A 14,994-nucleotide genomic window follows, 5' to 3' on the forward strand; every position below is an offset into this window, starting at 1 on the left:
CGGACACCCACGGGACGGTGCGCACACTTCTGCCACACTTCGCCCATGGCATCCCCCCGTACCACCGACGAGGCGCCGACGCGTAGCGAGAAGCCCCTCAACCCCCTCGACCGCTACTTCCACATCACGGAGCGCGGCTCGACCATCGGCACCGAGATCCGCGGCGGTCTGGTGACCTTCTTCACGATGGCCTACATCATCGTGCTCAACCCGATCATCCTCGGTGGCAAGGACGCCACGGGTCAGGCACTGGCCGCTCCGGCCACCATCGCGGCGACGACGGCGCTGGTCGCCGGCGTCATGACCATCCTCATGGGCGTGTGGGCCAACTTCCCGCTGGCCCTGGCCACCGGCCTCGGCATCAACGCGGTGGTGGCCTTCTCCATCGCCGTGCTGCCGAAGATGGCGTGGCAGGACGCGATGGGCATCGTCGTCCTCGAGGGCATCATCATCACGGTCCTGGTGCTCACCGGGTTCCGGCAGGCCGTGTTCAACGCGGTGCCGACGTGGCTGAAGACGGCCATCAGCGTGGGCATCGGCCTGTTCATCGCCTTCATCGGCGTCGTGGACTCCGGCTTCGTCCGCGTGCCGCCGGGCGCGGCCACCCCGGTGGAGCTCGGCCAGTTCGGCTCGCTGTCGACGTGGCCCGTCCTGGTGTTCGTCATCGGCCTGGTGCTGATGGTGGTCCTGCTGGTGAAGAAGGTCCGCGGGGCGATCCTCATCTCGATCCTCAGCACCACGGTCCTGGGCATCGTGGTCGAGGCGGTCGGCAAGCTCGGCTTCGCCACCGACAAGAACCCGGGCGGCTGGAAGTCGACCGTCCCGTCGTTCCCCAAGACGATCGTCGACGCGCCGAACTTCTCGCTGCTGGGCCACTTCTCCCTGTTCGGCGCGTTCTCCAAGATCGGCGCGATCACGGCGATCGTCCTGGTGTTCTCGCTGCTGCTGTCGGACTTCTTCGACACGATGGGCACGATGGTCGCCATCGGCTCCGAGGCCGGCCTGAACGACGAGAACGGCAACCCGCCGAAGACCCGCGAGATCCTGATCGTCGACTCCCTCGCCGCCGTCGCCGGTGGCATGGGCGGCGTCTCGAGCAACACGGCCTACATCGAGTCGGCGTCCGGCGTCGGTGACGGTGCACGCACCGGACTGGCGGCGATCGTCACCGGCATCGCCTTCCTGCTGTCGACCTTCCTCGCGCCCCTGGTCGCCGTGATCCCGTCGGAGGCCGCGGCCCCGGCGCTCGTCGTCGTCGGCTTCCTCATGGTCACGCAGGTGCTCGACATCGACTGGAAGTCCTTCGAGGTCGCCATCCCGGCGTTCTTCACGATGATCCTGATGCCGTTCACCTACTCGATCACCGCGGGCATCGGCGCGGGCGTGATCATGTACGTGATCCTGCAGGCGGTGGTGGGCAAGGCCCGCAAGATCCACCCGCTGATGTGGCTGATCACGGCGCTGTTCGTCCTGTACTTCATCCGCGGGCCGCTCCAGTCCTGGGTCGGCTGAACGCTTCCCGCTCCGCCCACGGGCCGGACTCCCTCGAGGGGTCCGGCCCGTGGCGTCTCGCCGTCCGGGTGCCGTCGTGCCACCCCGTCGTGACCACCGCGCCCGGGGCGTTTCGCCCGCTTTCCCGCGATGCGGCCGACAGCCCGCTGGTTAGGGTGAGGAGCCCCTGACGAGCAAGGAGACCGGCGTGCGCATCAGTGTCATCGGCTGCGGCTACCTCGGCGCGGTGCACGCCGCGTGCATGACCGTCCTCGGCCACGAGGTGGTGGGCATCGACGTCGACGAGGCGAAGATCGAGGCGCTGCGGGCCGGCCGTGCGCCCTTCTTCGAGCCGGGCCTGCCCGAGCTGCTCGCGCAGGCGGAGGCCACCGGCAGGCTGACGTTCAGCACGTCGATGTCGGACGCGTCCGGCGCGGACGTGCACTTCATCTGCGTGGGGACCCCGCAGATGCACGGCGAGTTCCGCGCCGACCTCACCTACGTCGACGCCGCGGTCACCGCGCTGGCCCCCTACCTGCGGGCGGGCGACGTGGTGGCCGGCAAGTCGACGGTCCCGGTCGGGACCGCGGAAAGGGTGGCCCGCGTGCTGGCGCCGTCCGGCGCCGTGCTCGTCTGGAACCCGGAGTTCCTGCGGGAGGGCTTCGCGGTCCAGGACACGCTGCACCCGGACCGCCTGGTCTACGGCCTGCCGACGGACGACGAGGGCGTCGCCACCGCCGCGGGGGAGAAGGCCCGCGGGGTGCTCGACGAGGTCTACGCGAAGCCCCTGGCGGACGGCACCCCGCTGGTGGTGACCGACCTGGCCACCGCCCAGCTGGTCAAGGTGGCGGCCAACTCGTTCCTCGCCACCAAGATCAGCTTCATCAACGCGATGGCGGAGCTGTGCGAGGCGACCGGTGCCGACGTCACCCGGCTGGCCGACGCGATCGGCTACGACCCCCGGATCGGCCGGAAGTTCCTCAACGCCGGCCTCGGCTTCGGCGGTGGCTGCCTGCCCAAGGACATCCGCGCCTTCATGGCGCGGGCCGGTGAGCTGGGCGTGTCCGACGCGCTGGGCTTCCTCCGCGAGATCGACTCGATCAACATGCGCCGCCGGGTGCGCGTGGTGGACCTGGCGCGGGAGGTCTGCCACGGCTCGATCGTCGGCCGGACCGTGGCCGTGCTGGGCGCCGCCTTCAAGCCCGACTCCGACGACGTGCGGGACTCGCCGGCACTGAGCGTCGCGGCGCAGATGCAGCTGCAGGGTGCGCACGTCACCGTGACCGACCCGCAGGCCATCGAGAACGCCCGGGCCAAGTGGCCGGACCTGCGGTTCGCCGTCGACCCGCTCGAGGCGGCCGCCGAGGCCGACGTGGTGCTGCTGGCGACGGAGTGGCCGGAGTACCGCGACCTCGACCCGGACGAGCTCGGTGCCGTGGTGGCGCACAAGCGGATCCTCGACGGCCGCAACGTGCTCGATCCGGCGCGGTGGCGCGCGGCGGGCTGGACCTACCGGGCGCTCGGCAGGCCCTGACCGAGCGCTGCTCAGCGGGAGCTGACCAGCTGCCGCTCAGCTCCCGCCCAGCAGCAGCTGGACGCAGAGCATCTGGTCGCCGTCGTGCGTGCAGGCCACGGCGGTCTCCGTGATCGTCCGGTCGAGGATGTCCGCACGCTGCCGCGTCGACGCCATCCAGGTCGTCACCACGGCGACCGGGCGCTCGGCGGCGCGGCTGAGGTTCTCCCGCATGACGACCGCCTGCGGGCAGGACTGCCGCACGTCGTCGAGCGGGGCGTGCTCCAGCCGCTGCCCGATGAGCAGGTCGGCGCGCTGCGCGGCGGCCGCGCGTGCGCACGTGGCGTCGGCGAGCGGCGCCATGCCGGCGTGCCGGCGCTGCTCGTCCACCGCGGCGCGCAGCTGCGCGGCGTAGGCGTCGGGGTCGGTGCTCGCCTGGGACAGCGGCGTCCGGGTCCACGGCAGCGCGGCGTCCCCGGCCGGGTGCGCCAGCACCCAGCCGACCAGCACGAGCGCGCCGGCCACCGCCAGGGCGATGGTCAGCGTCGTCGCTCCGCGGACGCGACGCAGCGCCGGGGGAGGGGCGGCCACGCGGTCAGCGTACGCAGCGCGTCACGAGGTGTGGCGTGAGCGAAAAGTCGTTCGCCCAGGTAATGAGATAGACTAACGACCATGCCTCCCGCCGTGACCGCCCCGAGCCTCGCGGCGGACCTGCGCGTGGCGCTGAGCCGGGCCAACCGCCGGGTGCGCGCCGAGCGCGGCTCCGCCGGCCTGTCCGACCCGCAGTTCTCCGTGCTGGCCCTGCTGACCAAGAACGGGCCCATGACGCCCGGTCAGCTGGCCGATGCCGACCGCGTCCAGCCGCCCACCATGACGCGCACCGTGAACTGCCTGGTCGACCTGGGTCTGGTCAGCAAGGGGGAGAACCCCGCGGACGGCCGCCAGGTGGTCGTCTCCCTCACGGAGCAGGGTGTCGCCGAGGTGCGGGAGACGCGCCGGAGGCGCAACGCGTGGCTCGCTCAGCGCCTGGCGGGCCTGACCGCCGAGGAGCGCGCCGTGCTGTCCCGGGCCGCCGAGCTGCTGAGGGGGATCGCCGAGCAGTGAGCGCCACGTTCTCCTCCCTCCGCTTCCGCAACTACCGGCTGTGGTTCGGCGGCGCCCTGGTCGCCAACATCGGCACCTGGATGCAGCGCGTCGCGCAGGACTGGCTGGTGCTCACCCAGCTGTCCCACGACTCCGGCGTGGCCGTCGGCGTGGTCACCGCGCTGCAGTTCGCGCCGATCCTGGCGCTGTCGGCGTGGGCCGGCGTGCTGGCGGACCGCGTGGACCGTCGCAAGCTGCTGATGCTGACCCAGGGGCTGATGGGTGTCCTGGCGGCCGGCCTCGGTGCGCTGGTGCTGAGCGGGCACGCCCAGCTGTGGCACGTCTACCTGTTCGCGCTGGCGCTCGGCGGCGTCTCCGCGGTGGACGCGCCGGTCCGGCAGACGTTCGTCGCCGAGCTGGTGCCGCCGGACAAGTTGTCCAACGCCGTCGGCCTGAACAGCGCGTCGTTCAACGCCGCCCGCCTGATCGGCCCGGGCCTCGCCGGCCTGCTGATCGCGGCCGTCGGCACCGGCTGGGTGTTCCTGATCAACGCGATCTCGTTCGCGGGCACCATCCTGGCGCTCGTCTGGATGCACTCCGGCGAGCTTCACCGCATGCCGCTGGCGCCGCGCGCCAAGGGCCAGATCCGCGAGGGCCTCGCCTACGTCCGGCACCGCACGGACATCGTGCTGATCATGGTGGTGATGAGCGTCGTCTCGACGTTCGGTCTGAACTTCCAGCTGACCAGCGCCATGATGGCCCGCACCGTGTTCCACAAGGGTGCCGGCCAGTACGGGATCCTCGGCTCGATCCTCGCGATCGGCTCCCTTGCCGGTGCCCTGTTGGCGGCTCGTCGGGAGCGGCCCCGCGTGCGACTGGTGATCGGCGCGGCGTTCGGCTTCGGGGTGGCTGCCGGCGTGCTGGCCCTGATGCCGACCTACCCGTCGTTCGCGATCGCCTGCATCCCCGTCGGCCTCGCGTCGCTCACGATGATGACGGCGGCCAACGCCACCATCCAGATGAGCACCGACCCGGCGGTCCGCGGCCGCGTGATGTCCCTGTACATGATGGTGTTCATGGGCGCGACGCCCATCGGCTCGCCGGTGGTCGGCTGGATCGGCCAGCAGTTCGGCGCCCGCTGGTCCATCGGCATCGGCTCCATCACGGCGCTCCTCGTCTCGACGGGTGCGGCGATCTGGGCGGCCCGGGCGTGGCGGGTGCAGGTGCGGCTGCGGACCCGCGGTCGGCCGCACCTGGTGGTGCGCCACCTCGAGGCGCCGACGGAGGCCGCGGCCGAGGTGGTCCGCACCGCGGCGTAGCCACGGGCCGGCCGCGAGAACGACGACGTGGCAGACGGGTGAACCGCCCGCCCCGCCGGGGTGAACTCGACGACCGTCCGACGGTCCCCGGTGTCCGATATGTCACGATCACGGGATGCAGGACGACCAGCCGACGGCAGCCCGCTCGCCGTGGCCACGCCGTCTGCTGCTCACCGGCCTCGGCGTCGCCGTCGTGCTGGTCCTCGCCGCCGGCTGGCTCGCGCTGCGCGTCTACCAGGCCGGCACGGCGCTCGCGGAGGCGCAGCGTGCGCTGCCCTCCGGCGCATCGAGCCTCAGTGCCACCGACGTCTCGGCGGTCAGCACGGCGCTGCCCCACGTCCGCAGCGATCTGACCAGGGCGCGGTCGGCCGCCTCGGACCCGGTGTGGCGCGTCGCCGAGCACCTGCCCTGGGCGGGTGCGCAGCTGCACGCCGTCCGCGTCGTCACCGTCGCGCTCGACGACGTGGTGGGCTCGGCCGGTCCGGTGCTCGACCGGGCGCAGGGCGTCCTCGCGGCGCGGGACACGCTGCTGAGCAACGGCCGCGTCAACCTGGCGCCGTTCACCGACGTCGAGCCGGAGCTGACGCGGGCCGCCCAGGTGTCCACCGCAGCCGCCGCGCGGGTCCAGGCGATCGACACCCGCCGCCTCGTGCACCGCCTGGCGGGGCCGGTGGGCACCGTGCAGCAGCTGCTGCCCAAGCTGGCGTCGGCGCTGGACACCGGTTCGCAGCTCGCCGCCCTGGTGCCGCCGATGCTCGGTGCCGACGGACCGCGGACGTACCTCGTCGTCGCGCTGAACTCGGCCGAGCTGCGCAGCGCCGGCGGCATCGTCGGCGCCGTGGCGGCCGTCCAGGTGGACCACGGCGTGGTCCGCCTCGTCGACCACCGCTCCACGGCCGACTTCACCGAGCTCGCCCAGCCTGTGCTGCCCCTCACCGACGCCGAGCTGGCGATCGACACCGACCGCCTCGGCCGCTGGGTGCAGGACTCCGTGCTCACACCGGACTTCCCGCGCTCGGCGCAGCTGATTGCCGCGCACTGGGCCAAGGACGTCGGCGGCACCGTCGACGGCGTGATCGCCACCGACCCCATCGCGGTGTCCTACCTGCTCGGTGCCGTGGGCGGTGTCCAGACCTCCGCCGGCACGCTCGACCAGCAGTCGGCGGTGCCGTCCCTGCTGCGCGACCCGTATGTCGGCGGCCTCGCGGCCAAGGCGGCGGACCAGTACTTCGCCCAGGCGGCGACGGCCATCTTCGGCGCGGTCGTCAGCGGCAAGGGCGACCCCAGCCGGCTGGTCGACGCGATGGCGAAGGCGGCGTCGGACGGCCGCGTCCGCGTGTGGTCCGCGCACCCGGAGGAGGAGCAGCGGCTGTCGGTGCGCACGCTCGGCGGCGCGTTCCTCAGCGGGCCGTACGCCGACGCGACGGGCGTGTTCCTGGACGACGGCACCGGCGGGAAGCTCGATTACTACCTCCGCACGGCCGTCACGGTGGAGAACCTGCGCTGCACCGGCCCCACGCCGACCGCGGACGTGCGCCTGGACCTGACCTACAGCCCGCCGGCGGACGTGGCGTCGTGGCCACGGGAGACCGCCGGCCGGGCCACCGGGTTCGCCCCGGGGTCGCTGGTCACGGACCTGACGGTGTACGCCGCCCAGGGTGCGGCGCTGCCGTCGCTGCGACTGGGCGAGGACGCCGTGGTGTCGGGCCTCGCCGCGCAGCAGGCGGGCCGGCAGGTGCAGGTCGTCTCGAGCGTCCTCGCACCCGGGCAGAGCGCGACCTACCGGGTCCAGGTGCCGGTGCGGCACGGCGTGGTGCAGGTCTGGGCGACCCCGACGGTGGCGTCGGGTGGCCTGGTCACCGCCACCTGCCCGTCCTGAGCGGCCCGCCTAGCACAAATCACCCGGTCAAGGGCCGGATTGCACCCGCACGGATCGTGTCCGTTGCGCGAAGATTGTCCGGTTGATACCCATTGTCGAGCCAGGGCGGCACACCATGACCACGCACGCGCGACGCGGACTGATCGTCATCATGGCGCTCCTCGTCGGTCTGTTCGTCGCCGGACCGGCAGGAGCGAGCACCCTGCCCACCGATCCGGGGCCGTCGGGGACGCCGTGCCCCACCGATCGTCCCGGCTACGCCGCTCCCGGCGTCTGCCAGCTCACCGCGCACGTCAACCCGGTCTGCGTGAACGACGTGCCGCTGCTGAAGTACTCGCTCGAGGAGATGGGCACCACCCTCACCACGGCGACCATCACCTGGGTGCACCCCGGCGGCACGGACGTGGTGCTCACCGACCAGCCGCTCAACGGCACGCTCCTGTGGCCGGGCGCCGTCCTGGACAACAAGGGCACGATCATCGACTGGCCCGGCTGGACGCAGCAGTCCGACGGCAGCTGGACCCGCGGTGACGCCTTCGACTGGGCCCGGCAGCCCGTCGAGGTGCGTTTCGAGGTCAACCCGTCCACCGTCGCGACGGTGAGCTACCCGGCCGTCGCCGGCGCGTGCGACCCGGTGAACTCGGCGGTCCTCGCGGCGGACGACGTCACACCGACCTCGTCCGTGCGGTCGGCCGTGCTGGCCGCCACCGGGTCCGACGTGGCCCCGTACGCCTTCGGCGGTGCCGGGCTGGTGCTGCTCGGCACGCTGCTGCTGGTGATCCGGGCGGCGATGCACCGCCAGGCGCGTCAGACGAGGCGCTCGACCACGTAGTCGATGCAGGCGGTGAGGGCCAGCACGTCGTCGGGCTCCACCGCCGGGAACATGCCGATCCGCAGCTGGTTGCGACCCAGGCGGCGGTAGGGCTCGGTGTCCACGATGCCGTGGGCACGGAGCACCGCCGCCACCGTGTCCGCCTGCACGTCCGCCGCGAGGTCCACCGTGCCGACCACGGTGGACCTCGCGGCTGCGTCGGCGACGAAGGGGCTCGCCCAGTCGCGCGACTCCGCCCACGAGTACAGGTGCCCGGCGGACGTCGCGCTGCGTGCCGCGGCCCACTCCAGACCGCCCTGCTCGAGCATCCAGTCCAGCTGCTCCGCCAGCAGCACCAGCGTCGCCACGGCGGGGGTGTTCAGGGTCTGGTCCAGCCGGGAGTTGGTCACCGCGGCGCTGAACGAGAGGAACTCGGGGATCCACCGGTCGCCGGTCTCGATCCGGGCGGCCCGCTCGACGGCGGCCGGCGAGACGACGGCCAGCCACAGGCCACCGTCGGACGCGAACACCTTCTGCGGCGCGAAGTAGTAGACGTCCGTCTGCCCCACGTGCACCGGCAGCGCACCGGCGCCGGACGTCGCGTCGACGAGGACCAGGGCACCCTGCTCGCGCGAGCCGGCCACCCGGCGCACCGGGGCCATCGCACCCGTGGAGGTCTCGTTGTGCGGCCACGCGTAGACGTCGACGCCGTCCACGTGCTCCGGCACCACCATCGAGCCGGGCTCGGCCGTCACCACGTGGGGTTCGGCCAGGAACGGGGCGCGGGACGTCGAGGTGACGAACTTGGCGCCGAACTCGCCGAACGAGGCGTGCGCGGCGCGGTGGTCCACCAGGCAGGCCGTCGCCATCGCCCAGAACGCGTTGGTGCCGCCGTTGCCGAGCACCACCTCGTACCCGTCGGGCGCGTCGAACAGCGCGGTCAGCCCGGCGCGGACCCGCCCGACGAGCGCGCGGACCGGCTTCTGCCGGTGCGACGTGCCCAGCAGCGAGCCGCCCACCGCGGCGAGCGCGGCCACCTGCTCGGGGCGCACCTTGGACGGGCCGCAGCCGAACCGTCCGTCCCGGGGCAGCAGGTCGGCAGGGATGCGCAGGTCGGGAGCCGTGGCCACGACGCCGAGGATAGGCGGTCCGCCCCGCAGCCCGTCGGCGCGACCAACTACCCTGGTCACGCGGGCGCGCGGCCCGACGACGCATGGGGAGGCGTGCCGTGACCGACCTGATCGACACCACCGAGATGTACCTCAAGACCATCTACGAGCTGGTCGAGGAGGGCATCCCGCCGTTGCGCGCCCGGATCGCCGAGCGGCTCGGGCACTCCGGTCCCACCGTCTCGCAGACCGTGGCGCGGATGGAGCGGGACGGTCTGGTGGTGCTCAGCGGGGACCGGCACCTCGAGCTCACCCCGCAGGGCATGGCCCGGGCCACCCGCGTGATGCGCAAGCACCGGCTCGCCGAGCGGCTGCTGACGGACGTGATCGGGTTGGACTGGCCGCACGTCCACGAGGAGGCGTGCCGCTGGGAGCACGTGATGAGCGAGCAGGTGGAGCGGCGGCTGGCCGCGCTGCTGGAGCACCCACGGTTCGACCCCTACGGCAACCCGATCCCCGGGCTGGACGAGATCGGCGAGCGGCCCAACGGCGTGGGTTTCCTGGACGACGTCGCACCTCTCGCCGGCGAGGGTGTCCCCACGGCGGCCGCCCAGGTGGTCGTCGCGCGGATCGCGGAGCCCCTGCAGGTGGACACCGAGCTGCTCGCGCGGCTCTCCGACGCCGGTGTGACACCCGGTGCATGGGTGGACGTGGAGCGCGGCGAGGGCGTGGTGACGGTGGGCGTGCCGGGTTCGGGTGTGGTGCTGGACCTGCCGGACGACGTGGCCCGACACATCTTCGTGTCCGTGTCCTGAACCACACCGTCGCGTCCGGGCTGCGTGCCGGGCGCCCTGTGTGCCCGCTCGGCCTCCGCTGTGGGGCGCCCCTGACCTGCGGCGATGCGCTGGGCCGAACGGGTGAGGGCATGACCTTCGTCCCGGGCGTCGTCCGCGTCCCGGTCACCCGTCCGACTTCTTCACGAGATCGTCGTGACCGGAGCGTGACAATCGCCGGAACCGTCGGGTACGTTCGTCCTGCTTCACGGAACCCTCCTCCGAGAAGCCCTCGAGCGGAACGCCGAACCCTGCCGCCGATCGAGGTTCCGTACTACTCGCCGGCAGGGGCGGGGGACCCAAATCGTGGGCACCGGTGACGGTGTCCTTGGGGTGAAGCCGGGCGGACGGTCCTCGGATCGTGCGCACGGCCGGGTGTTCTCCCACCCGAACCCGACAGCTGACCTCGCAGGCGCACGGAGAGGCACACCTGTTGTCCCAGAGCACTGTTCGCGCCCGGCACCGGGCCGCACGCCGTCCGTCCACCCCCCTCACCCAGCTCGCCTCCACCGCCACCGCGCAGATGGCCGTCGTCGGCCGTCGCACCGCGGTGGTCGCTGCGTCTTCGGGCCTCGTCGTGTCGGTCCTGGGGGCAGCCCCGGCGATGGCCGAGCCGAACGACGCCTCGGGTCTCGCCTCGGTGGACACCTCGACGCTGACGGGGGCCGCTCGCGCCGCTCTCGACGCCGCGCCCGTGGTGACCGCCCCTGACCAGGCCACCTGGACGCTCGACGTCGACGACGTCACGGCAGTGAAGCCGGCGCCGGTCGTCAAGGCGAAGACCACCACGACCAGCCGCACGGCGACCACCTCGCGGTCCACGGTCCGCGCTGCTGCGACGGTCGCCGCGCCGCCCAGCGTCGCCGGCAGCGCGGTGCTGCAGATCGCCGCTCGTTACGTGGGCGTCCCCTACGTGTACGGCGGCACCACGCCGTCGGGCTTCGACTGCTCGGGCTTCACCCAGTACGTCTACGCGCAGCTCGGCATCAGCCTCCCGCGCACCGCCGAGGCGCAGCGGAGCGCCGGCACGGTCGTCTCGCGGGCCGACGCACAGCCCGGTGACCTGATCTACTCGCCCGGCCACATCGCGATCTACGCGGGCGGCGACATGGAGATCGACGCGCCCCGCCCGGGCGGCTCGGTCCAGTTCCGCTCGATCTGGCAGAGCGCCCCGGTGTTCATCCGGGTGTCCTGACCACCCCCGCCGGCACGCCGGCACTGCTTCACGACGAGGCCCCGACCGACACGGTCGGGGCCTCGTCGCACATTCGGCTGGACCGCGACGGTTACCCTGGGTCCGCACCACGCGAGTTGCCTGAAGTCACGGGCCGGCAGCCAGCCGGTCCGACCGCGAAGGTCAGGAGAACGCCGTGCTGACGACCGGACCCCTTGACGAGGTGCCCGCAGGAGCCCCGCAGCCCGCGGGCGCCCACGGCACCGGAGCCTCGCTCCCGCGAGCGCTGCTGCTGAACGCCAGCGGGGAGCCGCTGTGCGTGGTGAGCCTGCACCGGGCGGTCGTGCTGGTGATGACCGGCAAGGCGACCGTGCTGGAGTCCGAGGGCCGGCTGCTGCACTCGGAGCGGGCGGCGATCCCCCTGCCGGTGGTCCTCTCGCTGACGCGGTACGTCCACGTGCCGACCCGCCGTCCGGTTCCGCCGACCCGGCGCACGGTGCTGCAGCGTGACGACCACCGCTGCGCGTACTGCGGCGGGGGAGCGGACACCGTGGACCACGTGCTGCCGCGGTCGCGCGGCGGCCGGCACGAGTGGGGGAACGTGGTCGCGGCCTGCGTCCGCTGCAACCACCGCAAGGCCGACCACCTGCTGCACGAGCTGGGCTGGGAGCTGCGGTTCACCCCCCGGGCGCCGCGGTGGTCGGTCGCCTTCGGGGCGGCCGCCGTCCGGGCCGAGCCGGTGTGGAGCCGTTACCTCGCAGCCTGAGCGGTTCCCCCGCTTCATCCCATCGTTGCGTCAAGGGCGTGCCACGATGGGCTGAAGGAGGTACCGATCATGTCGCACGAGAACGTGGTCCTGGTGGGCCTGGACGGGTCGGACGCTGCGTTGCACGCCCTGGACTGGGCGACGCAGGAGGCACGGGTGCGGCAGTGGGGGCTGCGGCTGGTGTGCAGCTATGCGCTGCCCTCGTTCGCGGCGGCCTCGTTGGACGGCGGGTACGCCGCTCTGGACGACTCGGCGATCCGCGCCGGTGCGGAGGCGGTGCTGACCGAGGCGCTCGCCCGGGTCGCCGGTTCCGGCCTGCCTGTCACCAGCCACGTGGCGGTGGGCGACGCCACCGCGGTGCTCGTGGACGAGTCCCGTGAGGTCGGCCTGGTGGTGGTCGGCACCCGAGGTGGCGGAGGGTTCGCCGAGCGGCTGCTCGGCACGGTGTCGTCGGCGTTGCCGGCTCACGCCAAGTGCCCGACGGTGGTCGTCCCGCTGCGCGCCCGGGCGGCGAAGGAGGCTGCCGACGCGCCGATCCCCGCGGTGGAGCCCATTCGTCGCGTGATGGTCGGTGTCGACGGCTCCCCGCAGTCCGAGCTGGCGCTGCGCTGCGCGCTGCGCGAGGCACGCCGGTGGCAGGCGACGGTGGTGGTGGTGTCCGCCGTGCCGGTGAACACGGTCACCGGGGTGCTGGCCTGGCTGCCCGAGCCGGTCGACCACCGTGCGGTGCTGGCGGACATCGAGGAGTCCTTGGCGCTGGTGCTCGAGCGGGTGGCGGACGAGGCACAGGGTCTGACGATCGAGCGCCGCGTGCTGGACGGCACGGGCGCCGCGGTGCTGACCGGGATGTCCGACGAGGCGGACCTCCTGGTGGTCGGCTCGCGGGGGCGGGGTGGCTTCACCGGGCTGCTGCTCGGCTCCACCAGCCAGGCGGTGCTGCACCACGCGCAGTGCCCCGTGCTGGTGGTGACCAAGGGAGCGGACGCCGAGCAGGCCGCGGCCTGAGCCTGCGCGAGCCGGCCCGGTGCGTCGTCGGCCGGCCTGAGCCTGCACCAGCCGGCCTCGGGCTGCGTCACTCCGTCGCGGCGGGCGGTACCTCCGGCCGGCGCACGAGAGCCGACAGCACGATCGTGGAGCGCGTGCGCGCGACGAAGGGCTCGGCGGCGAGCCGCTCGACGACCCGTTCGAGGTGCCGCATGTCGCGCGCGCGCACCTGGAGCACCACGTCGACGTCACCGGTGACGGTGCTGGCCGCCATCACCTCCGGGTACTGCTCGATCGCGGCCTGCATGGTCGCCGGGCTGGTGCTGCCGTGGCAGAACAGCTCGACGAAGGCCTCCGTCTGCCAGCCGAGCGCGGCGGGGTCGAGCCGGACGGTGTAGCCCCGGATCACCCCCTCGTCCCGGAGCCGGTCCACCCTCCGTTTGACGGCAGGGGCAGACAGCGCGACGGCGTGGCCGACCTGGGCGTAGGTGGCGCGGGCGTCGAGCGCCAGCTCCCGCACGATCGCGGCGTCGAGGGCGTCCATGGGGTGTGGCCGGTCGTCGTGCACGGCCCCATGATCCTCGCCGACCGCCCCACGACCCGCCGATCGGGCCGACACCATTTCTGCCGACATGTGAAGAATGTCCGATTACAGATCCGGAAAAGCGGTCGAAATCACACGAACTACACCGATGGAATTCCTTTGGTCCCGTAGCGAATGCGCCGATAACCAGCACAATCGGCGATGAGGCCGTTCTTGGCGGCTATTGACTCGCGAGCGGGAGGTGCACGGTGGACGCGGTGGACACGCAGCGTTCCGAGGGGGCGGCCGGGACGACGGTGCGCGCCGCGGGCGTCCCGCAGCGGTACGCCGCTCCCGGCACGCTCGACCGGGTCCCCACCCAGCGCAGCGGTCCGGAGGGACCCGTCGGGGCGCCCCGCCGGCGGACCGCGACGATGCTGGTCGGGTTCGGCGCCGTCGCCGTCCTGGTGGTGGCCGGCACGATCGTGCAGCAGCAGCGGGCCGATGCGGCCGAGCAGCAGCACGCGGCACAGGTCCGCACGGCGCAGGCGCTGACGGCCCTCGCCGGGGACACGGCCGCCCGTGACGACGTCTCCACCGCGGGATCGGCAGAGCTGGCTGCGGCACGAGCGGCGGCCGTGGCGGCGACCACCACGGCCCTCGCGCACGCCAACGGCACGCTGGCGGCCGCACCGCACGTCGGCGACGACCTGCGGGCACCGCTGCAGAGCGGCATCGTCTCCGTCGCGGCGATCCTGGGCGGGCGCCCGGTCAGCCTCGCCGCGCTCCGTGCCGGGGCCGACGGGTTGGCCGGTCAGGACAAGGCCGTCGCGGATGCCGAGCAGGCCTGGCAGGCTGCGGACGCCGCGCGGGTGGCCGCCGAGCAGGCCGCAGCGGCGCAGGCGGCGGCACAGGCCGCGGCGCAGCAGGCGGCCCAGCAGTCGACGCGCAGCACGAGGACGGTCCGCAGCTCGGCGCCGGCGGCGACCGCTCCGCAGGCGCCGTCGGCCGGTCCGATGGCCATCCCGGCGGGCGGTCTGGTGTGCCCGGGCGCCCCGGTCGGGACGCCCGGTGCTGAGTCGTCCGTCGGAGCGATCGGTGCGGCGATCAACGCCTACCGCGCGAGCAACGGGCTGCCGACGCTGTCGGTGTCCCGGTCCGGGACGCTCGTCGGGCACGCGCTGGACATGGCGGACGCCGGCGGCATCTGGCACTCGGGCTTCGACAACATCGTCGGCTGCATCAGCAACGGCAGCGCGTCCGGCCTGGTCGGTGCCTGGTCCCGGTCGCCGTCGCACAACGCGCAGATGCTGCGCACCGACGTCTCGAGCATGGCGGTCGGCGGCGCGATCGACGGTGGCTGGCTGTACGGCGCGGTGAAGTTCAACTGACGCCCGACGCCGTCCGACGGGTACGCGACGCCCGCCGGACGTGCGATCGAGCCGTCGGCTCGCCGTGATGACGTGGTGGGCGGCCGCGAGCCCTGCGGCCGCCCACCACGGGCTCAGC

14 protein-coding genes and 1 riboswitch are annotated in these 14,994 nt (G+C 73.2%); of the genes, 11 read left to right on the forward strand and 3 right to left on the reverse strand.

Going from position 1 to position 14,994, the window contains the following annotated elements:
• The first annotated feature begins 45 nt into the window (after positions 1-45).
• Both N0B34_RS11810 and N0B34_RS11815 read left to right on the forward strand, forming a co-directional pair.
• Positions 46-1,512 carry an NCS2 family permease gene (locus tag N0B34_RS11810; protein ID WP_263731588.1) on the forward strand — a complete coding sequence of 489 codons (1,467 nt, stop codon included), beginning with the start codon at positions 46-48 and terminating at the stop codon, positions 1,510-1,512.
• A 187-nt stretch (positions 1,513-1,699) separates the two neighbouring features.
• Positions 1,700-3,025: a UDP-glucose dehydrogenase family protein gene (locus N0B34_RS11815; RefSeq protein WP_263731589.1), complete on the forward strand. Its 1,326-nt coding sequence runs from the start codon at positions 1,700-1,702 to the stop codon at positions 3,023-3,025.
• Positions 3,026-3,061: 36 nt separating this feature from the next.
• On the opposite strand, the gene N0B34_RS11820 is transcribed toward N0B34_RS11815, so the two are convergent.
• Complete coding sequence (locus tag N0B34_RS11820) at positions 3,062-3,595, reverse strand: CAP domain-containing protein (RefSeq protein ID WP_263731591.1); 534 nt, start codon at positions 3,593-3,595, stop codon at positions 3,062-3,064.
• An 81-nt stretch (positions 3,596-3,676) separates the two neighbouring features.
• Here N0B34_RS11820 and N0B34_RS11825 point away from each other — a divergent pair, with 81 nt between their 5' ends.
• From N0B34_RS11825 to N0B34_RS11840, 4 genes are all read left to right on the forward strand, one after another.
• Positions 3,677-4,108 carry a MarR family winged helix-turn-helix transcriptional regulator gene (locus N0B34_RS11825; RefSeq protein WP_263731592.1) on the forward strand — a complete coding sequence of 144 codons (432 nt, stop codon included), beginning with the start codon at positions 3,677-3,679 and terminating at the stop codon, positions 4,106-4,108.
• On the forward strand, positions 4,105-5,406 hold the full coding sequence (locus N0B34_RS11830) for an MFS transporter (protein WP_263731593.1): 1,302 nt from the start codon (positions 4,105-4,107) through the stop codon (positions 5,404-5,406). Before N0B34_RS11825 ends, N0B34_RS11830 begins: the two co-directional genes overlap by 4 nt.
• A gap of 115 nt (positions 5,407-5,521) precedes the next feature.
• A complete protein-coding gene (locus N0B34_RS11835; RefSeq protein WP_263731594.1) occupies positions 5,522-7,285 on the forward strand; it encodes a DUF4012 domain-containing protein in 1,764 nt (587 codons plus the stop codon).
• Positions 7,286-7,400: 115 nt separating this feature from the next.
• Entirely contained in the window at positions 7,401-8,117 is a 717-nt protein-coding gene (locus N0B34_RS11840; RefSeq protein ID WP_263731595.1) for a peptidase, read from the forward strand.
• On the opposite strand, the gene serC is transcribed toward N0B34_RS11840, so the two are convergent.
• Entirely contained in the window at positions 8,093-9,226 is a 1,134-nt protein-coding gene (gene serC / locus N0B34_RS11845) for a phosphoserine transaminase (protein ID WP_263731596.1), read from the reverse strand. The two genes, N0B34_RS11840 and serC, sit on opposite strands and share 25 nt — an antisense overlap.
• Before the next feature lie 98 nt (positions 9,227-9,324).
• Here serC and N0B34_RS11850 point away from each other — a divergent pair, with 98 nt between their 5' ends.
• The 4 genes from N0B34_RS11850 (at position 9,325) to N0B34_RS11865 (ending at position 12,983) form a co-directional block, all read left to right on the forward strand.
• A complete protein-coding gene (locus tag N0B34_RS11850; RefSeq protein ID WP_263731597.1) occupies positions 9,325-10,020 on the forward strand; it encodes a metal-dependent transcriptional regulator in 696 nt (231 codons plus the stop codon).
• A 250-nt stretch (positions 10,021-10,270) separates the two neighbouring features.
• Positions 10,271-10,467, forward strand: a riboswitch (cyclic di-AMP (ydaO/yuaA leader).
• 4 nt (positions 10,468-10,471) lie between these two features.
• Positions 10,472-11,233 (forward strand): C40 family peptidase, encoded by a 762-nt coding sequence (locus tag N0B34_RS11855; protein WP_263731598.1) that lies wholly within the window; start codon positions 10,472-10,474, stop codon positions 11,231-11,233.
• 202 nt (positions 11,234-11,435) lie between these two features.
• Positions 11,436-11,978: an HNH endonuclease gene (locus N0B34_RS11860; protein WP_263731613.1), complete on the forward strand. Its 543-nt coding sequence runs from the start codon at positions 11,436-11,438 to the stop codon at positions 11,976-11,978.
• Between the two features lie 69 nt (positions 11,979-12,047).
• Positions 12,048-12,983, forward strand: coding sequence for a universal stress protein (locus N0B34_RS11865; protein ID WP_263731599.1), 936 nt, complete (start codon positions 12,048-12,050; stop codon positions 12,981-12,983).
• Between the two features lie 67 nt (positions 12,984-13,050).
• On the opposite strand, the gene N0B34_RS11870 is transcribed toward N0B34_RS11865, so the two are convergent.
• Positions 13,051-13,530: an Lrp/AsnC family transcriptional regulator gene (locus N0B34_RS11870; RefSeq protein WP_412175734.1), complete on the reverse strand. Its 480-nt coding sequence runs from the start codon at positions 13,528-13,530 to the stop codon at positions 13,051-13,053.
• Positions 13,531-13,763: 233 nt separating this feature from the next.
• Here N0B34_RS11870 and N0B34_RS11875 point away from each other — a divergent pair, with 233 nt between their 5' ends.
• Complete coding sequence (locus N0B34_RS11875; RefSeq protein ID WP_263731600.1) at positions 13,764-14,876, forward strand: CAP domain-containing protein; 1,113 nt, start codon at positions 13,764-13,766, stop codon at positions 14,874-14,876.
• The last annotated feature ends 118 nt before the right edge of the window (positions 14,877-14,994 follow it).

The organism is Cellulomonas sp. SG140 (assembly GCF_025770785.1).
Lineage (GTDB): Bacteria > Actinomycetota > Actinomycetes > Actinomycetales > Cellulomonadaceae > Cellulomonas.

Bases quoted from the DNA above. Each gene is read 5' to 3' on its own strand.
- N0B34_RS11810 (WP_263731588.1), top strand. From the start codon at position 46: ATGGCATCCCCCCGTACCACCGACGAGGCGCCGACGCGTAGCGAGAAG.
- N0B34_RS11835 (WP_263731594.1), top strand. From the start codon at position 5,522: ATGCAGGACGACCAGCCGACGGCAGCCCGCTCGCCGTGGCCACGCCGT.
- N0B34_RS11840 (WP_263731595.1), top strand. From the start codon at position 7,401: ATGACCACGCACGCGCGACGCGGACTGATCGTCATCATGGCGCTCCTC.
- N0B34_RS11825 (WP_263731592.1), top strand. From the start codon at position 3,677: ATGCCTCCCGCCGTGACCGCCCCGAGCCTCGCGGCGGACCTGCGCGTG.
- N0B34_RS11865 (WP_263731599.1), top strand. From the start codon at position 12,048: ATGTCGCACGAGAACGTGGTCCTGGTGGGCCTGGACGGGTCGGACGCT.